Here is an 18,392-nt window from a genome sequence, read left to right on the forward strand (position 1 = left end):
GGGGTGACTGTAGCATCATCTGTTCACAATCTTTACTATTAGTTGGATCAGAAGTCGTCGTCGAAGGCGACCGTGCCGGTCACCCCGACCTGGTACGCCGAGACCCGCCGCTCGAAGAAGTTGGACAGCTCCTGCACGTCCTGCAACTCCATGAAGCCGAACGGGTTGCCCGACCCGTAGTGCGGCGCGATGCCGAGCTGGGCGAGGCGGCGGTCGGCGACGTGCTGGAGGTACTCCCGCATGTCGGTCAACGTCAGGCCGGGCACGCCGTGGCCCACCAGGTCCTCGGCGAACTGCACCTCACACTCGACGGCCTCGGTGAGCATCTGCCGAACCTGGTCGGCGAGATCGTCGTCGAACAGGTCCGGCTCCTCAGCCCGGACGGTGTCGACGACGTCGAACGCGAACGCCATGTGCATGGACTCGTCGCGGAACACCCAGTTGGTGCCGGAGGCCAGCCCGTGCAGCAGGCCCCGGGAGCGCAGGAAGTAGACGTACGCGAACGCGCCGTAGAAGAACAGGCCCTCGATGCAGGCGGCGAAGCAGATCAGGTTGAGCAGGAACGCACGCCGGTCCTCCCGGGACCGCAGCTCCCGCAGGTTGTTGAGGGAGTCGATCCAGCGGAAGCAGAACTCGGCCTTGCGACGGATCGAGGGGATGTTCTCGATGGCGGCGAAGGCGGCGAACCGCTCGGTCTCGTCCGGCACGTACGTGTCGAGCAGGTTGAGATAGAACTGGACGTGCACGGCCTCCTCGAACAGCTGCCGGGACAGGTAGAGGCGGCCCTCGGGACTGTTGACGTGCTGGTAGAGATTGAGCACCAGGTTGTTGGCGACGATCGTGTCGCCGGTGGCGAAGAACGCCACCAGGCGGCTGACCAGGTGCCGCTCGGCCGGCGACAACTTGTCGAGGTCGGCGAGGTCGGCGTGCAGGTCGACCTCCTCGACGGTCCAGGTGTTGCGGATGGCGTCGCGGAAGCGGTCGAAGAAGTGCGGGTAGCGCATCGGGCGGAGGGTGAGGTCCATCCCGGGGTCGAGCAGCATGTGCGTGGTCCTCGTGTCGGTGGTGCTCGTGTCGGTGGTGGCGTCGGCGGGGGTCACTGGCAGGCCTCGCACGACTCGGGGTTCTCCAGCGAGCAGGCCAGCGCCTCCGCGTCGACGACGACGGGTGCGACGGCGCTGACGGTGGCCTGCTGGATCCGCGTGGCCGGACGCGAGCGCAGGTAGTAGGTGGTCTTCAGCCCGGCCTTCCAGGCGTACAGGTACATCGAGGAGAGCTTGCCGATGGTCGGCGCGGCCAGGAACAGGTTCAGCGACTGGGACTGGTCGATGAACGGGGCGCGGGCGGCGGCCAGGTCGATCAGCGCGCGCTGCGGCAGCTCCCACGCGGTACGGAACAGCTCCCGGACACCGGACGGCAGCTCCGCGATGTCCTGCACCGACCCCTCCGCCCGCTTGATCGCCGACCGGATCCGGTCGGTCCACAGGCCACGGGCCTTCAGCTCGCGGACCAGCGCGGTGTTGACCTGGAGGAACTCCCCCGACAGGGTCTCGCGCTTGAACAGGTTGGACACCTGCGGCTCGATGCACTCGTAGCACCCCGCGATCGAGGCGATGGTCGCGGTCGGGGCGACCGCCACCAGCAGCGAGTTGCGCAGCCCGTACGCCTCGACCTGCTCGCGCAGCGCGGCCCAGCGCGCGGTCTGCGTTCCCTCGACACCCCACAGGTCGGGCTGGAGCTGGCCCCGTGCGGCCCGGGTCTGCCCGTACGCCGGATGCGCGCCGAAGCGGCGCGCCAGGTCGGCGGAGGTCTCCAGCGCGGTCAGGTACAGCTCCTCGCTGATCCGGGTGGACAGCTCGCGCGCGGCCGGGGAGTCGAACGGCAGCCGCAGCGCGAAGAACACGTCCTGCAGGCCCATCAGCCCGAGCCCGACCGGCCGCCAGCGTGGGTTGCTCGCCGCCGCCTGCGGGGTCGGGTAGTAGTTGATGTCGATGACGCGGTCCAGGAACGTCACGGCGGTACGCACCGTGGCGCGCAGCCGCTGCCAGTCGACGCCGCCGTCGGTGAGGTGGGCGGCGACGTTCACCGACCCGAGGTTGCACACCGCGGTCTCGGCGTCGCTGGACACCTCGACGATCTCGGTGCAGAGGTTGGACAGGTGCACCACGTTGCCCGGTTCGGCGGTCTGGTTGCACAGGCGGTTGGCGGCGTCCTTGAAGGTCATCCACCCGTTGCCGGTCTGGGCGAGGGTGCGCATCATCTTCCCGTACAGCTCCCGCGCCGGGACCTGCCGCACGTGGCGACCCTGCGCCTCGGCCTCCCGGTACGCGGCGTCGAACCGCTCCCCCCACAGGTCGGGCAGCTCCGGCACCTCACTCGGGTCGAACAGCGACCACATCTCGTCGGCCTCGACCCGGCGCATGAACTCGTCCGGGATCCAGTTGGCCAGGTTCAGGTTGTGGGCACGCCGGGCGTCCTCGCCGGTGTTGTCCCGCAGTTGCAGGAACTCCTCGATGTCCGGGTGCCACGGCTCCAGGTACACGCAGGCCGCGCCCTTGCGCCGGCCGCCCTGGTTGACCGCGGCGACGCTGGCGTCCAGCGTGCGCAGCCACGGCACGATCCCGTTGGACTGCCCGTTGGTGCCGCGGATCAGCGCGCCCCGGGATCGGACCCGGGAGTACGCGATGCCGATGCCGCCGGCGAACTTGGACAGGTTGGCGACCTGGGCGTACCGCTGGTAGATCGAGTCCAGCTCGTCGAGCGGGGAGTCGACCAGGTAGCAGGAGGACATCTGGGTGTGCCGGGTGCCGGAGTTGAACAACGTCGGCGAGCTGGGCAGGTAGGCCAGGCTGGACATCAGGCGGTAGAAGTCGACCGCCTCGTCCGGCGTACGGGACAGCCCGCAGGCCACCCGCAGCAGCCAGTACTGCGGGGTCTCCAGGACCAGCCGGCTGGTGGGGTGGCGCAACAGGTACCGGTCGTACACCGTGCGCAGGCCGAAGTACTCGAACCGCCGGTCGCCGTCCGGGTCGATGGCGTCGTCGAGCATCGTGGCGTGCGCGGCGACGAAGGCGGCGGTGTCGTCACCGATCAGACCCTCGGCGTGGCCGACCCGGATCGCCGCGCTGAACGAGGTGACGCCCTGCCGGCGTACCTCCTTCCCGACGTAGCCGGACAGCAGCCGGGCGGCGAGGCGCGAGTACTGCGGTTCCTCGCCGATCATCTCTGCGGCGGTCTGGATGGACAGCCGGTCCAGCTCGGCCGTCGTCGCGCCGTCGTACAGACCGCTGATCGTGCGGGTCGCCACGCGCATCGGATCGACGTCGGCGAGGTCGTCGGCCCACCGCTCGACCGCCCGGACGATCTTGTTCACGTCCACCGGCTCGGTGGCACCGTTGCGCTTGCGGACCTGCATCGGCGTCCGCCGCAGGGCCGTGTCGCCGCTGGCCGGGACAACGTCGGTGACTGTCACCACTCACTCCTCGCGAGTTCGAGACCTGATGGCCCTCGGACGCGAGGAGACGGACACCGGCGGACGCCACACCCCGGGCAGGGCGTGGGTCAGGTGGCGTCAGCCGTCCCACGCGGCCTCGGACCGCCGCCCACCCGGATGCGGGTGTACGGCGCGCTGGCAGGTCTTCGGACTCGCAGGCGCGACCGGGCTCGCCGGTCTCCTACTGGCCGTCGCTTCCCAGGCCGATTGGTGGCCCAGTGCTGATGACGGCGGTCGTTCCCACTCACCGCTGCGGGACAGTCCCGGATTCCCACCGGGTTCCCTCTTGCCTCGACCGCTCGGGCTGAGCGGTCGAACCAGCTGCGCTCGACACCATATATAGGGACACTGCCGTTGTCACACCCCACATGTCGGTCTCCGGCGTGTCGGCGGCGCGCTGGTGACGACCGTCACCCGTCTCCGAGCCGGCGGGTCAGCCCGCGACGGCCACCGGCTGCGGGGCGTGCGAGCGTCGCTCGACCGTGAAGCTGACACCCGCCAGGCCCAGCCCGAGGATCGCGAGGCCCACGCCGACCCAGCCCGGCGCGAGGTAGCCGAAGCCCGCGGCGATGGCGACGCTGCCGAGCGCGGCGCCGAGGCTGTTCGCGATGTTCATGGCCGACTGGTTCATCGCCGCGCCCATCAACTGGGCGCCCGGTGCGACCGTGATCAGGCGCCCCTGCAGGACCGGCCCCAGGTAGAGGCTCGTCGCGCCCACCAGGAACGCGCCCACGAAGAGGCCGACACGGTTCGACGCGACGAGGCTGAACACGGCGATGCTCACGATCATGGCGGCAAAGCCGACGATCATGCTCCGGCGCAGGTCCCGGTCCGCGAGCCAGCCCCCCAGGGCGTTGCCGACGGTCATGCCCAGGCCCACGGCGACCAGCGCCCACGGCACCGTCGCGGCCGAAAGGCCGGCGACGTCGGTGGTGACCGGCGCGATGTACGTGTTGACCGCGAAGAAACCGGCGAAGCCCACCGCCCCCGTGGCCGCGACGAGCCACACCTGGGCGGTCCGCAGCGCCCTCAGCTCGGCGGCCGGCGAGCCGTCGACCGCCGCGACGACCTCCGGCACGACCGCCAGCACCGCCAGCAGGGTCAGCACGAACACCCCGGCGATGATCAGGTAGGCGGTACGCCAACCGGCCGCCTGCCCGAGCCGGGTGATCAGGGGTACGCCCACCACGTTGCTCACGGTCAGGCCGCTGAGCACGACGGCGAACCCCCGGGCCTCGTTACCGGGGCCCAGCAGGGTTGCCGCGAGCAGGCCGGCGGCCCCGAAGTACGCGCCGTGCGGCAGCGCGGCGACGAACCGCGCCACCAGCACCAGGTCGAACGTCGGCGCGGTCGCCGACGCGATGGTGCCGACGACGAAGAGGACGAGCAGCCCGAGTACCAGCTTCTTGCGCGGCAGCCGGGCGGACAGTGCGGCGATCAGGGGCGCGCCCACGACCACGCCGAGCGCGTACGCGGTGATCATCCAGCCCGCGCGGGCCACCGCGTCCGACGACGACTGGGCGTACTGCTGCGGGAGGAGACCGCGTGCGATGTCGGGCAGCAGGCCCATCGCCACGAACTCGGTCAGGCCGACCGCCACACCGCCCAGCGCCAGCGCGAGAACTGCCGCCAGGCGTCGACCTCTGCTCAATCCATGCACCGAGCGAATTTAGCAACAGCGTTGCGTAATAGGGTGGCGAGATGACGCGCACCACAGCGGACGTCACCTTCCTGCGTGGCTACAACCAGGCGCTGGTCATGGCGGTGGGACGCACCGCGCGGACGTTCGAGCGGTCGACCGTGGTCGGCGCCACCGGTCTGACACCACAGGCCGTCTCCAAGGTGATCGCCCGCCTGACCGCCGACGGCCTGATTCGTCCCGCCGGCGTCCGCCGCCCCGGCATCGGCAAGCCCGCGGTCGTCTACGAACTCGTCCCGGACAGCCGGTACGCGATCGGCGCCCACGTCGCCCGCCGTACGCTGCGGCTCGTCCTGGTCGACCTGGCCGGCACCGTGCACCACTCGGCGGTGAGCCCGCTGCCCGGCGACTTCACACCGGAGCAGCTTCTCGACGCCCTGAGGTCCGGCATCGACGCGATACCGGGCATCGATGACCTGCGGGGCCGGCTGACCGGCGTGGGCATCGGCATGATCGGCCCGCTGGACCACGCCCACGGCCTGGTCCGCGACGCCCACGGCCTGCGGCACTGGCACGACGTACCGCTGCGGGAGATCGCCGAGGCGCACCTGGGCCTGCCGGTGCACCTCGACAAGGACGTCACCGCGGGGATCACGGCCGAGGCGTGGCGGCACGGCGGAACGTTCGGCGACGCGGTCCTCATCATGGTCGAGTCCGGCATCGGCGGCGGCTTCTGGCTGCGCGGCACGGCCCACCGGGGCGCGCACACCAACGCCGGCGAGTTCGGCCACACCGTCGTCGAACTCGACGGGCCGCTCTGCGTCTGCGGGCGCCACGGATGTCTGGAGATCGTGCACAACCGTGCCGCCGAGGCCGGCGACATCGAACGGGCGGCCCGCGTCCTGGCGATCGGCGTCGTCAACCTGCTCCAGACGCTCGACCTCGCCCACGTGGTGCTGGCCGGCGCCGACCTCCTGCGACACGCGCAGCCGTATCTCGCGGCGGTCGAGGAGGCCGTCCACAGCGACGTACCCCGCGCGGACTGGCTCAGCACGGACGTGCGGCTGTCCAGCCTGGGCGCGGACGTGATCGCCGCGGGTGCCGCCATGCAGGTGCTCGACAAGCACTTCGGCCTTCCGGATCTCGCTCCGCTCTAGCGGCGACGACCCGCGGGACGAAGCCGGCACCCTGGCCTTCGGCGAAGGCGGGGTGCCGGCCAGCCCGTACGGGCGAGGAAGACCGGATCGATCGGTGGAGGCTATCCGCCGATCGCCACGGCGAAGATGTGCATGGTCGGCACGCCCGATGCCGGCGCGGCGCTGATGTTCGGCAGCTCGATCCGGGAGACCGGCTTGTCCTGCAACGGCACACCGACGAAGTAGATCGTCGCGGGCGTGTTCGCCCGCTGGTTGCCGGGCCGGTTCTGGTACGCCGCCACGATCGCCGCGTCCCCACCCGGCCGGGGCGCCCCGTACCAGTCCGGGGTGCCCAGCGTGAACGCCTGCCGCGTCCCGTCGGCGTAGACGACCGTGGCCGGCCCGGACACCGCACCGTAGGTGCCCGTGGCGAGGAACCCGAGCGTCCGTCCGGTGCCGGTGACCTTGAGGGCCTGGCCCTTGGCGATCGCGTTGTCGGCGCTGCCCACCGCGACCTGGGGCCAGCGGAAGTCCACGCCGCCATGCGAGACGGTGCCACCCGGGGTGACCCCGGCCTGTGCCAGCGCCTGCGCGGAGATGCTGGCGCCCCCGCCGTCGATGTTGCCGACGTCGGTGTTGGCGTCGTCGGTGACGCCGACGTTGTCGAAGCTCTCCTCCAGCGTGGTCTCCCGGCCGTCCCACACCCGGACCCGGGCGGACCCGGACGCCGTCCAGTCTCGGCCGCTCACCACGGCGGTCACCGTCACGACGCCGGCTACGGCGTCCTCGGGTGCCCGGACGGTGAACTCGACGGTCCGCTGTGCGTCGGGCTGCACGGGCTTCAGCGCGACCTGCGCCGGCGTGGCCGTCCAGCCGGCGGGCAGGGCGAGGGAAACCGTCCCCCGCGTCAACGGCATGTCGATCGCTCGGACCGTCACCGTGACCGCAGCCGACTGGCCGGAGGCCACCTCGTCCGGCGCGTCGATGAGGACCTTCTGCAGGGCGGTCACCCGGTACCGGTGGCCGGCCTGCCCGAGCAGCTCGACGACATCGGACTCGATCTTCCGCGTGGGGATCCGACCGCCCCGGGTGAGGTCGGTGATCCGGAACCGTCCCGCGAGCATCCGGCCGCGCAGACGTACCGTGCCCTTGCGGTCGGGGGTGATCTGGTATTCGTCCGCCTGCTCGTCGCTCCACACCGCGCCCACCGTGTAGCCGCCGCGACCCCGCAGGCCCTCGACCCGGCCGGTCGGCCAGGAGGCGGGCAACGCCGGCAGCAGGTGCAGCTCACCGTTGTGGCTCTGCAACAACATCTCCGCGATGCCGGACGTGGCACCGAAGTTGCCGTCGATCTGGAACGGCGGGTGCAGGTCGAACATGTTCGGTGCGAGCCGCGCCGGGGTCACCAGGTCGCCGACCAGGTCGTGCGCGCGGTCGCCCTCCTCCAACCGTGCCCAGAAGTTGATTTTCCAGGCCAACGACCAGCCCGTCCCGTCGTCGCCGCGCAGCTCCAGCGTCCGCCGGGCCGCCTGGTACAGCTCGGGGGTGTCGCGCTTGGTGATCTGATTGCTGGGGTGCAGGCCGTAGAGGTGCGAGACGTGCCGGTGACTCCGCTCGGTCTCCACCCAGTCGTAGAGCCACTCCATGATGTTGCCGCGCGAGCCGATCTTCATGGGTGCGAGCCGCTCACGCGCCGCGCGGACCTCGGCCCGGAACGCCGCGTCCACGCCGAGCGCCCCGGCCGCGCGGTCGCAGCCGTCGAACAGGTCCCGCAGGATCTGGTTGTCCATGGTGGGGCCGGCGGCGACGCTGGCGTCCGGGTGGTGGGACAACTCGGGCGAGTTCGACGGGTTGGTCACCAGGTAGCCGAGGTTCGGCTCCTCCACCAGTGTGTCCAGGAAGAACTGGGCGGCGCTCTTCATCGCCGGATAGTTCGCGCGCAGGAAGTGGATGTCGCCGGTGAACAGGTAGTGGTCCCAGATCATCGTGGCCAGCCATGCCCCGCCGGTCTGCCACATGCCCCAGAACGCCCCGTCCACCACCGAGGTGGCGCGCCACGCGTCGGTGTTGTGATGGGTGACCCAGCCACCCGCGCCGTACTGCACCTGGGCGGTACGTGCTCCGGTCACGACGAGGTCGCTGATCATGTCGAAGACCGGCCCGTAGCACTCGGACAGGTTGGTCGAGTCCGCCGGCCAGTAGTTCATCGGCAGGTTGGCGTTGATCGTGTACTTCGAGTCCCAGGAGGGGTTCAGCTGGTCGTTCCAGATGCCCTGCAGGTTGGCCGGTTGGGTGCCCGGACGTGAGGACGAGATGAGCAGGTACCGGCCGAACTGGAACAGCAGCGCCGCGAACTGCGGGTCCGCGCCGCCCGCGTGCTGCGCGATCCGCACGTCGGTCGGCTGGTCGGCCGCCGCGGTTCGCCCGAGGTCGATCGTCGTACGCCCGAACAGCTTCTGGTAGTCGTCCACGTGCCGGTCCCGCAGGCTGTCGTAGGCGGTGCCCGTGGCCGCGTCGAGGTGTCGCCGGGCAATGCCCTGGTAGTCGCCGCTGACGTCCTGGTAGGTGACGTAGCTGGAGCCGATGGAGATGAGCACGGTCACGCTGTCGGCCCCGGACACCTGCAAGGTGCCACCGGAGCTGGTGACGCTGCCGCCGGTCGCGACGGCTCGGGCCAGGGCCAGGAAGCGCACCGAGCCGGTGACCCCCTCCTGGTTGCCGGAGATGCCGTCCAGTGCCACGGTCGCACCGTCGGGGCTGGCGACCGTCGTCCGCTGGGGACTGTCGAAGGCCGCGGAGAAGGTGATCGAACCGGGCCGGTCGGCGGTCAGCCGGACAGCGATCACCTGGTCCGGTGCGCTCGCCAGCACCTCGCGTCGGTACCGCACCCCGTTCGCGAGGTACGTCACCGAGGTGGTGGCCGTGGTGAGGTCCAGCGACCGGTGGTACTCCGACACCGTGCCGGTGTCCGGGACGGTGAGCCGGAGGTTGCCGACGGGCTGGTAGGCCAGCTCGCCAGCCGGCCTGCCGAGCATCGTCTGGTTGATCAGATTCTGGGCCTGGATCCACTGGTTCTCGAAGACCAGTCGCTGGATCTCGGGCAGCGCCTCCGCACCCCGCGGGTTGTTGGGGTCGTACGGGCCGCCGGCCCAGACGGTGTCCTCGTTGAGCTGCAGTCGCTCCTGGCTGACGTTGCCGAACACCATGGCACCGAGGCGGCCGTTGCCGATCGGCAGGGCGCGGAGCCAGTCCGTGCCGGCGGCCTCGTCGTACCAGAGGGCCATGTCGTTGGCGGCCTTCACCTCGTCCGGAGGCGTCGATGCGGCTCGCGCCGCGGCCGTCCACGGCATCGGCAGCAACAACGAGCCTGCTCCGACTGATCCGATCTTGAGCATCTGCCGTCGCGTCGGGTGTGGCATTCGTTTCCTCCAAGCGGGAGGTCGTCCGTGCGGGCGGCCGAATGTCCACCGGCGCGACGACGAACTCGGCACCGGCGAAGAGGAGTGTGAGGCGGCGCGGCCAGCAGTACGACGAGGCTCTGAGTAGGTGTCGGCAATCTACAAAGATTTGATGTATCGAGTCAATGGATGTAACGAACACCGTTCATACTTCGCCGTCAATGCGGCCCCTCGAGGTGAACATCCAATCTTCAGAGCCGTCATCCGGCTTGCCGGACCGGCGCCGCGCAGGATCGGCCGCCACCTCAGCAGCCCCTGAAACACCCGAGTGCCACACCGGTGGCGCGACCAGCCTGATTCCACAAGGGACAGCTCGGGCCCGCTACCAGGCGAATGTGACCGCCCACAGTGACCAGGCCTGAGGACGGCCATGCCTGCGGGTGTCGCATCCGCTGCGGCGGATGCCCGACAACCGGCGTATCGAACGGAAGGACGGCAGCGCCCGCAGATCAGCACAGGACGGGAAACATTGGATGTCTGTGCGCGAAGCGTGATCGACGTCGTTGACGCGCCGGATCGGGCCTCCGTATACTCCCAGTGATCATCTGATCTTTAGCCGGGCGAGGAGCGCATGCCGCAGATCACTGCCGTCACCGTCGAGGACGTCCGCTTCCCCACCTCCCTGACCGCCGACGGGTCCGACGCCATGAACAAGGACGGCGACTACTCGGCGGCCTACGTCGTTCTGCACACCGACGGCGTCGACACCGCAGGTGCGCCGCTCGCGGGTCACGGCCTGACCTTCACCATCGGTCGAGGCAACGACATCGTCGTCGCGGCGGCGGTCCACCAGGCGCAGCGCCTCGTGGGTCTGGACGTGGCGACGATGGCGGCGGACATGGGGGCGGTCTACCGCCTCCTCACGTCCGACTCCCAGCTGCGGTGGCTGGGGCCCGAGAAGGGCGTCGTCCACCTGTCGCTGGCGGCCGTGCTGAACGCGTCGTGGGACCTGGTCGCCCGGCTCGCCGACAAGCCGCTGTGGCGGCTGCTCGTCGACATGTCCCCCGAGCAACTCGTCGACATCGCGGACCTGCGCTACCTGTCCGACGCACTGACCCGGGACGAGGCGCTGGCCATCCTGCGTGCCAAGGAGAGCACGAAGGCCGACCGCCTCGCCGAGCTCGACCGGACCGGCTACCCCGCCTACACCACCTCGGCCGGCTGGCTCGGCTACGGCGACGACAAGCTACGCCGCCTGTGCCAGGAAGCGGTGGACAGCGGCTACGGCTACGTCAAGCTCAAGGTGGGCGCCAACCTCGACGACGACATCCGCCGATGCACGATCGCCCGGGAGATCCTCGGTCCACACCGCAACCTGATGATCGACGCCAACCAGGTGTGGGACGTCGGCCAGGCCATCGAGTGGGTCACCGCTCTGGCCCGGTTCAAGCCACTGTGGATCGAGGAGCCGACCAGCCCGGACGACATCCTGGGCCACGCGGCCGTCCGCCGCGCTGTCGCTCCCATCGGGGTCGCCACCGGCGAACACTGCCACAACCGGGTGATGTTCAAGCAGCTGTTCCAGGCCGGGGCCATCGACTTCTGCCAGTTGGACACCGGCCGGCTGGCCAGCATCAACGAGATCGTCGCCGTGCTGCTCCTCGCCGCGAAGTTCGGCGTCCCGGTGTGCCCACACGCCGGTGGCGTCGGGCTGTGCGAGATGGTCCAACACGTGTCGGTGCTCGACTACGTCGCGATCTCCGGGGATCTCACCGACCGGGTCACCGAGTTCGTCGACCACCTGCACGAACACTTCACCGATCCGTGTGTCGTCCGGGACACCGGGTCGGGCAGCGGTTACGTTCTGCCCAGCCGGCCCGGCTACTCCACCCAGATGCGCCCCGAGTCGGTCGGGCAGTACCGGTTCCCCGACGGCGACTACTGGGCGGCGGCGGGCCCGACTACGGTGTCATCTCCGGAGCCGTACGTGATCGCGGGTGGGACCGCCACCCCCGCCGGCCGTTAGGGGGTGTCGTGTCTCGCACCGACGAAGTGGTGAACGGCATCAAGCGAATGATCCTCGAAGGGACGTTCAAGCCCGGGGATCGGCTGCCCATCGAGAAGGACCTGGCCGAGTCGCTCGGCGTCTCGCGGGGGTCGCTGCGCGAGGGGATGTCGGCCCTGTCGATCCTCGGCATCGTCAACATCCGCCAGGGTGACGGCACCTACGTCACGAACCTCGACGCGCCGCAACTGCTGGCACCGATGGGCTTCGTGGTGGACTTCCAGGGCCAGGGGGACCCACGGCACATCCACACCGTCCGACGGCTGCTGGAGTGCGAGGCCGCCCGGTTGGCCGCGACCAGGATCACCGACGAGGCCCTCGCCCAGGCGGGGGAACTCCTCGACGAGGCGGCCCGGATCGTCGGCCAGTCACCGCAGGACCACGAGCGGATCATCGAGATCGACATCGCCTTTCACCGGATCATCGCTGTGCACGCCGAGAATCCGGTGCTCGTCGGCCTGATCGAGGCGTTCGCCGGGCGCACCGTACGCGGCCGGCTCTGGCGGAGCCTGCACGAGGAGGGCGCGGACCGTCGTACCCACGACGAGCACGTGGCGATCCTCAAGGCCCTCGTCGCACGCGACCCGGAGCGGGCCCGCACCCGGATGGCCAACCACCTGATCGGGGTGGAGGAGTCGTTGCACGGGTTACCCGACGACGGCGACGCGAGCACCGAGACCCCCCGGTCGTGAGCGCCCACCCTCACGACTGCACGTCGAGCAGCCCCGCCTCGTACAGCGCCGCCCAGAGCTGATCCGGGACGTCGGCGTCCGCCCGGCGCAGGGTCTCGGCCACCTGGGCCTCGTCGCGCATGCCGACCACCGTCGAGACCACGGCCGGATGCCGGCGGACGAACGCCAACGCCGCCTGGGGCAGCGTGACGCCGTACGCCTGACACACCCGCGCTATCCGCCGGGCCTGATCGATCACCTCCGTCGGTGCCTGCTGATAGTCGTAGACGGCATCGGTCGGCGGCGTGTCCCGGGCCAGCAGCCCGGAGTTGTAGACCCCGGCGACCACCACACCGACGCGGTGGGCCTGGGCGGCGGGCAGCAGGTCGGTCAACGCGCCCTGCTCCAGCAGGGTGTACCGGCCGGCGCACATCACCAGGTCCACGTCGGTCTCCGCCACGAAACGGGCCAGCATCGCGGACTGGTTCATTCCCACCCCGACGGCGCCGATCACGCCCTGCTCACGCAGCTCCACCAACGCGGGCACCGCCTCGTGCGCGGCCTGCTCCCAATGCTCGTCCGGATCATGCAGGTACACCACGTCGACCCGGTCGAGGCCGGTGCGTCGAAGGCTCGCCTCCACCGAACGGCGTACGCCGTCGCGGCTGAAGTCCCAGACCCGCCGGTGATCGGCCGGAACGTCGAACCCCTCCGGATCACGCAGGTGCGCGGTCTCCGGCGACGGCACCAGCAACCGACCGACCTTCGTCGACACCACGTACTCGGCACGTGGACGCGAGCGCAGAGCGGCACCGAGACGCCGCTCGGACAGACCGAGCCCGTAGTGCGGCGCGGTGTCGAAGTATCGAATGCCGCCTGCCCACGCGGTGTCCACCGCGGCGGCGAAATCCTCATCCGACGTCGCCCGATAGAGGTTGCCGCCCTGCGAGGCACCGAAGCCGAGTGGGCTGAGGCGCGGCGGCGACCCGACGGCGTCCAGGGCTGCCCCGCGATGATCGGGTCGGCCCGTCACCGGCCGAGCCAGCCGCCGTCGACGGTCAGGACGGTGCCGTGAACGTAGTCCGAGGCCGGGGCGGCCAGAAACACGACGGCACCCGCGAGGTCGTCGGCGCTTCCCCACCGACCGGCCGGGATCCGACCGAGGATCGCCTCGTTGCGGTGGGGGTCGTCCCGCAACGCCTGCGTGTTGTCGGTGGCGATGTAGCCGGGCGCGATCGCGTTGACGTTCACCCCGCGCCCCGCCCACTCGTTCGCCAGGGCCCGGGTCAACCCGGCCAGGCCCGACTTGGCCGCGGCGTAGCCGGGGACGGTGACACCGCCCTGGAAGCTGAGCAACGAGGCGGTAAAAATGATCTTCCCCTGGCCCCGGTCGACCATCTGCCGACCGATCTCCCGGCTCAACACGAACTGGCTGGACAGGTTCACCTCCAGCACCCGGTCCCACATCTCGTCGGGGTGCTCCACCGCCGGTGCGCGGGCGATCGTGCCTCCGTTGTTGACCAGGATGTCCACCGGACCCGACGCGGTGGCCTCCTCGGCCAGGCGGTACACCGCCGCCCGGTCACCGAGGTCCGTCCGGATACCGACGAACCGCCGACCGGCCGCGCGTACCCGCCGCTCGACCTCGCTGTCGTGCGGTTCGAGCTGGGCGGAGACACCGATGATGTCCGCGCCGGCCCGCGCCAGGGCGTCGGCCATCGCCAGGCCGATCCCTCGTCGGGCGCCCGTCACCATCGCCGTCCGTCCCGAAAGGTCGAACCTGTCGCTCACCGGGCACCTTCCCGCCAGTGCAGCAGCACCTTCATCACGCCGCCACCACCCTCCAGGGCGGTGAACGCGTCGACGACACCCGCCACGGGTATCACCCGAGAGATCAACTCCTCGGCCGGGATGACGCTCGCGGCGACGAGCCGGATCGCCTCGACCATGTCCGCACGCTGGTACAGCCGTGCGCCCAGCAACTCCAACTCGCGCCAGAAGAACCGGTGCAGGTTGACCGGACGTGGCTGCGGGTGGATGGCCACCATCACCAGCCTGCCGCGGGTGGTGAGCACGTCGACGGCCGTGGCGACGCCGGGGACGGAGCCGGACACCTCGAAGGCCACGTCGGCGCCCGCGCCGTCGGTCCGTTCGTTCACCAGCGCCACCACATCGGTCGTCCCCGGGTCATGGGCCTCGATCCCGATGCTCTCTGCCACCGACCGACGGAAGGCGTCCGGCTCGACCAGCACCACCCGGGCACCGGCCTCCCTGGCCACCACGGCGATCAGTACGCCCACCGGCCCTCCGCCCACCACCACGACCTGCTCGCCGGCGGCCACCCTTCCCCGCCGCACGTCGTGCACGGCGACCGCCACCGGCTCGACGAGGGCGGCCCGGTCCAGCGGCAGGTCGTCGGGGAGCGCGAGCACCAGATCCGCCGGGACCGTCCACGACGACTGCATGGCGCCGGGTGAGTCGATGCCGAGGAACTCCATGGCATGGCAGATGTGCGAGTTGCCGCGACGGCACGCGGCACACCGCCCGCACGCGCGGGTCGGCATGACCGTGACCGGTTGACCCACCGACCAGCCGCGCACTCCCGCACCCACCGCGGCGATCCGGCCCGACATCTCGTGGCCGAGGACTGCCGACGCCCCCACCCGGGCGTCCATGTCGCCGTGGAAGATGTGCAGATCGGTACCGCAGATCCCGGTGTACGACACCGCGATCCGTACCTGCCCGGGGCCTGGCGGCTCCGGGGCGCGGTCCACGATCGCGAGATCGCGCGCGCCCCGGTAGACGACAGCCGTCACCGCTCGTCCCGTTCCGCGCCGGTGCTTCCGGTCATCGCCGCGACCAGGTCGTCGGTGGTGACCTCGTGCGCGCGAAGTTGGGCCGCCCGCCGACCGAGGCGCAGCACCTCGACCCGGTCGGCGATCTCGAGCACCTGCGGCATGTTGTGGCTCACCAGCACCACCGACATGCCGGCGTCGCGGGCGCGCCGGACGACGTCGAGCACCCGCCCGGTCTGGACGACGCCGAGCGCCGCGGTGGGCTCGTCGAGGATGACCACGTTCGTCGCCCAGATGATGGCGCGGGCCACCGCGACGCACTGCCGTTGCCCACCCGACAACATCGCGATCGGGGTGGTGACCCGGGGAATCCGCACACCCAGTTCGTCGAGGGCCGCGGCGGCACCCTGCCGCATGGCACGCTTGTCGAGCAGCCCCAGCCGGCCGAGCGGCCCCGAGCGCAGGATCTCCCGCCCGAGGTACAGGTTGGCGGCCACGCTGAGGTCGTCGGCGACGGCAAGATCCTGGTAGACGGTCTCCACCCCCGCGCGCCGGGCGTCGACCGGGGTCGAGAACTGCACGGGACGTCCACCCACCCGGATCTCGCCCTCGTCCGGCGGGTGCACACCGGACAGCGTCTTGATCAGGGTGCTCTTTCCGGCGCCGTTGTCGCCGATCAACGCGACGACCTCACCACGGTGGACCGTGAAGTCGGCACCGCGTAGGGCCTCGACGTGCCCGAACCGCTTGACGATGCCGCGGGCTTCGAGGACCGGCGGTTCCTCGGTGGTCGGCCGCTGATCGTCGTCGACGGTGGCGGTCGGGATGGCGGCCATCACTGCACCGGGGGGTTGGCGCAGCTGGGCTCGAGCACCGCCTTGATCTCCGCCGAGTCGATGTTCTCCTTGGTGACGAACGTGACGCCGGTGTCGGCCGACGCCAGCGGCGCCTTGTCCCGGAGGTGCTTGACCATCTTGTCGACGCCGAAGTAGCCCATCTTGAACGGGTTCTGCACGACCAGCGCCGAGATCTGGCCGTTGCGCAGCCCGGCGACCTCGTCCGGGGCGGCGTCCCAACCGATGATGACCACCTTGCCCGACTTGCCCGCCGCCTGGATGGCCTGCGCGGCGCCGAGCACACTCGGCTCGTTGGCCGCGAAGATGCCCGCGAGGTTGGGGTTGGCGGTGAGGATGTTCTCCGTGACGCGCCGCGCCTCGTTGACGTCACTGCGGCTGGGCTGCTGGCCGACCAGCTTCAGGTTGGGGAACTGGGTGAGGCCGGCCTTGAAGCCGTCGACCCGCTCGGTGTTGGTCTGCGATCCGGGTTGGAACTCGACCAGGGCCACCTCGTGGTTGCCGGGGCCCAGTTCGGTGGCGAGCAGCTTCGCCGCCTCGGTGGCCGACGCACGGTTGTCGGTGGCGAAGAGGGGCACGCCCGACGGTTGCGGGCTGGTGCCGGAGTCGATCATCGCGACCGGGATGTCGGCGGCGAGCGCCTGGTCGGTGGCCGGTGCCAACGCGCTGGAGTCGGTCGCCGCGTAGACGATGCCGTCGACCTTCTTGGTGACGAAGTTCTGGATCAGGTTGACCTGGCCCTCAACGTCGGTCTCGGTGGTCACCCCGTCCCACTGCACGGTGACGTTTCCCGCGCGCTGCGCGGCGCACTCCGCACCCGCCTTCACCGTGTTCCAGTAGTCGGCCCCGACGGCCTTCGGTACGACGGCGAGCTTCAACGGACCACTCGCATCCTTGGTCGCGCCATCGCCTCCGTCGCGGACCTCGACTCCGCCGCAGGCGCTGAGAAGAGCGGTCGCCGCAGCTGCGGCCAGAATGGCCTGTGCGCGCAGGAGGCGGCCCCGCGCCCGCCGGCTGGTGGTGTGTGCCATGGTGTGTGTCCTTCCTCGTTCGGACTCTCGGAATGGCATGTCAACCCCGTGATTCCAGCCGCCGGCGGCGGTACTGGTCGAAGTAGACGGCGGCCCAGATGATCAGGCCGACGATCACCTGCTGGTAGTGGATGCTGATGTCGAGCAGGACGGCGCCGTTGCGCACCAGGGCGATGAGGAAGGCGCCGATGATCGTCCCGACGATCCGGCCCTGCCCACCGAACAGGCTCGCTCCGCCGATGACGGCGGCGGCGATGACGTCGAGCTCCAGTGAGATCCCGTAGTTCGGCTGGCCGGAGTTGACCCGGGAGGCGGCGATCATGCCGCCGAGCCCGACCAGCACACCTGCCAGCACGTACACCCCGGTCAGGTGACGCCCCACCCGGATGCCGGAGCGGCGGGCGGCCTCCAGATTGGAGCCCATCGCGTAGGTGTACTGACCGAAGCGGGTCTGGGAGAGCAGGAAAGCGACCCCGACGGCGACGAGAACGGTGATCACGACGGCGAACGGAATGCCGAGGATCTCCCCGTTGCCGAGCAGTTGGAAGGATCGGGGCAGGCCGTAGACACCGACCGCTCCGGTGATGATGAAGACGAGACCGCGGCCGACGGACATCGTTCCCAGCGTCGCGATGAACGGCGGAATCCTGGCCACGGTCACCAGCAGCCCGTTCAACAGGCCGGCCAGCGCGCCGACACCGATCGCGACCACCGTCGCCGCCCAGAGTGGAAAGCCGAGGTCACGGACGACCATCGCTCCCAGAACGCCGGCGAGCGCGGCCACCGACCCCACGGACAGGTCGATGCCCTTCGTGATGATGACCATCGTCTGCGCCGTGGCGATGATGGCGATCACCGCTGTCTGCGCCCCGATGTTGAAGAGGTTGTCCGCCGTCAGGAAATAGGGACTCGCAAAGGTCAACGCGATGAACAGGACGACCAGCGCGGTGGCGGCGGTGAACTCCGAGACGGCGTGGGAGATGCGTTCCCGGAACCAGTCGCTGAGTTCGCCGCGCTGCGTGCCGGCGGGTGCCTCGACGGTACTCATCGTCGGACCTGACCTCCCCAAGCGTGGCGCCGGCACACGACGGAGGACCCGCCGGCGAGCCAGACACCTGTGAGCAACCGAGCCTCCTCGGATGGGAGAGGCATGAGTGCGAGCCCGCCCCGCCCGTGGAGATAGGTCGGATGTTTCCCTCGATCAGGCGTTACCATGCCACGCGTCCACGCGTGTTGCCAAGGTCTTGCGGCCATGTTTTGTCATCGTTACCGGGACCATCGGACGCATACGTCTGACCAAACCGGCACAA

The 18,392-nt window shown here is 70.2% G+C and carries 13 protein-coding genes and 1 riboswitch; of the genes, 3 read left to right on the top strand and 10 right to left on the bottom strand.

Annotated elements, in window-relative coordinates:
* Positions 1 to 47 precede the first annotated feature (47 nt).
* From ACQEUX_RS10295 to ACQEUX_RS10305, 3 genes are all read right to left on the bottom strand, one after another.
* Complete coding sequence (locus tag ACQEUX_RS10295; RefSeq protein ID WP_433049740.1) at positions 48 to 1,043, bottom strand: ribonucleotide-diphosphate reductase subunit beta; 996 nt, start codon at positions 1,041 to 1,043, stop codon at positions 48 to 50.
* Between the two features lie 53 nt (positions 1,044 to 1,096).
* Positions 1,097 to 3,415, bottom strand: a complete 2,319-nt coding sequence (locus ACQEUX_RS10300; protein WP_433049743.1) for a ribonucleoside-diphosphate reductase subunit alpha — start codon at positions 3,413 to 3,415, stop codon at positions 1,097 to 1,099.
* Between the two features lie 198 nt (positions 3,416 to 3,613).
* A riboswitch (cobalamin riboswitch) is annotated at positions 3,614 to 3,830 on the bottom strand.
* 96 nt (positions 3,831 to 3,926) lie between these two features.
* Entirely contained in the window at positions 3,927 to 5,153 is a 1,227-nt protein-coding gene (locus tag ACQEUX_RS10305; protein WP_433044732.1) for an MFS transporter, read from the bottom strand.
* 41 nt (positions 5,154 to 5,194) lie between these two features.
* Between ACQEUX_RS10305 and ACQEUX_RS10310 the strand changes: the two genes are divergently transcribed.
* Positions 5,195 to 6,289, top strand: a complete 1,095-nt coding sequence (locus ACQEUX_RS10310) for an ROK family protein (protein WP_433044735.1) — start codon at positions 5,195 to 5,197, stop codon at positions 6,287 to 6,289.
* 101 nt (positions 6,290 to 6,390) lie between these two features.
* Here ACQEUX_RS10310 and ACQEUX_RS10315 read toward each other — a convergent pair whose 3' ends face one another.
* Complete coding sequence (locus ACQEUX_RS10315; protein WP_433044738.1) at positions 6,391 to 9,687, bottom strand: glycosyl hydrolase family 95 catalytic domain-containing protein; 3,297 nt, start codon at positions 9,685 to 9,687, stop codon at positions 6,391 to 6,393.
* 610 nt (positions 9,688 to 10,297) lie between these two features.
* Between ACQEUX_RS10315 and ACQEUX_RS10320 the strand changes: the two genes are divergently transcribed.
* Together ACQEUX_RS10320 and ACQEUX_RS10325 are read left to right on the top strand one after the other, a co-directional pair.
* Positions 10,298 to 11,692, top strand: a complete 1,395-nt coding sequence (locus ACQEUX_RS10320) for an enolase C-terminal domain-like protein (protein WP_433044742.1) — start codon at positions 10,298 to 10,300, stop codon at positions 11,690 to 11,692.
* A gap of 8 nt (positions 11,693 to 11,700) precedes the next feature.
* Positions 11,701 to 12,423: a FadR/GntR family transcriptional regulator gene (locus tag ACQEUX_RS10325; protein ID WP_433044745.1), complete on the top strand. Its 723-nt coding sequence runs from the start codon at positions 11,701 to 11,703 to the stop codon at positions 12,421 to 12,423.
* 10 nt (positions 12,424 to 12,433) lie between these two features.
* On the opposite strand, the gene ACQEUX_RS10330 is transcribed toward ACQEUX_RS10325, so the two are convergent.
* The 6 genes from ACQEUX_RS10330 to ACQEUX_RS10355 are packed head-to-tail and all read right to left on the bottom strand — an operon-like array spanning position 12,434 to position 18,130.
* On the bottom strand, positions 12,434 to 13,435 hold the full coding sequence (locus ACQEUX_RS10330) for an aldo/keto reductase (protein WP_433044747.1): 1,002 nt from the start codon (positions 13,433 to 13,435) through the stop codon (positions 12,434 to 12,436).
* On the bottom strand, positions 13,432 to 14,193 hold the full coding sequence (locus tag ACQEUX_RS10335; protein ID WP_433044750.1) for an SDR family oxidoreductase: 762 nt from the start codon (positions 14,191 to 14,193) through the stop codon (positions 13,432 to 13,434). The genes ACQEUX_RS10330 and ACQEUX_RS10335 overlap by 4 nt, the downstream gene beginning before the upstream one ends.
* Positions 14,190 to 15,218 carry a zinc-dependent alcohol dehydrogenase gene (locus tag ACQEUX_RS10340; protein WP_433044755.1) on the bottom strand — a complete coding sequence of 343 codons (1,029 nt, stop codon included), beginning with the start codon at positions 15,216 to 15,218 and terminating at the stop codon, positions 14,190 to 14,192. Before ACQEUX_RS10340 ends, ACQEUX_RS10335 begins: the two co-directional genes overlap by 4 nt.
* Positions 15,215 to 16,033, bottom strand: coding sequence for an ATP-binding cassette domain-containing protein (locus ACQEUX_RS10345; protein WP_433044758.1), 819 nt, complete (start codon positions 16,031 to 16,033; stop codon positions 15,215 to 15,217). The genes ACQEUX_RS10340 and ACQEUX_RS10345 overlap by 4 nt, the downstream gene beginning before the upstream one ends.
* Positions 16,033 to 17,082, bottom strand: a complete 1,050-nt coding sequence (locus ACQEUX_RS10350; protein WP_433044761.1) for an ABC transporter substrate-binding protein — start codon at positions 17,080 to 17,082, stop codon at positions 16,033 to 16,035. Before ACQEUX_RS10350 ends, ACQEUX_RS10345 begins: the two co-directional genes overlap by 1 nt.
* A gap of 40 nt (positions 17,083 to 17,122) precedes the next feature.
* A complete protein-coding gene (locus ACQEUX_RS10355; RefSeq protein WP_433044764.1) occupies positions 17,123 to 18,130 on the bottom strand; it encodes an ABC transporter permease in 1,008 nt (335 codons plus the stop codon).
* Positions 18,131 to 18,392: the final 262 nt, after the last annotated feature.

It is taken from the genome of Micromonospora sp. CA-259024, from assembly GCF_050936255.1.
In the GTDB taxonomy this organism is placed as follows: Bacteria; Actinomycetota; Actinomycetes; order Mycobacteriales; family Micromonosporaceae; genus Micromonospora.

Bases quoted from the DNA above. Each gene is read 5' to 3' on its own strand.
- ACQEUX_RS10350 (WP_433044761.1), bottom strand. From the start codon at position 17,082: ATGGCACACACCACCAGCCGGCGGGCGCGGGGCCGCCTCCTGCGCGCA.
- ACQEUX_RS10295 (WP_433049740.1), bottom strand. From the start codon at position 1,043: ATGCTGCTCGACCCCGGGATGGACCTCACCCTCCGCCCGATGCGCTAC.
- ACQEUX_RS10345 (WP_433044758.1), bottom strand. From the start codon at position 16,033: ATGGCCGCCATCCCGACCGCCACCGTCGACGACGATCAGCGGCCGACC.
- ACQEUX_RS10310 (WP_433044735.1), top strand. From the start codon at position 5,195: ATGACGCGCACCACAGCGGACGTCACCTTCCTGCGTGGCTACAACCAG.
- ACQEUX_RS10355 (WP_433044764.1), bottom strand. From the start codon at position 18,130: ATGAGTACCGTCGAGGCACCCGCCGGCACGCAGCGCGGCGAACTCAGC.
- ACQEUX_RS10320 (WP_433044742.1), top strand. From the start codon at position 10,298: ATGCCGCAGATCACTGCCGTCACCGTCGAGGACGTCCGCTTCCCCACC.
- ACQEUX_RS10315 (WP_433044738.1), bottom strand. From the start codon at position 9,687: ATGCCACACCCGACGCGACGGCAGATGCTCAAGATCGGATCAGTCGGA.
- ACQEUX_RS10300 (WP_433049743.1), bottom strand. From the start codon at position 3,415: ATGCAGGTCCGCAAGCGCAACGGTGCCACCGAGCCGGTGGACGTGAAC.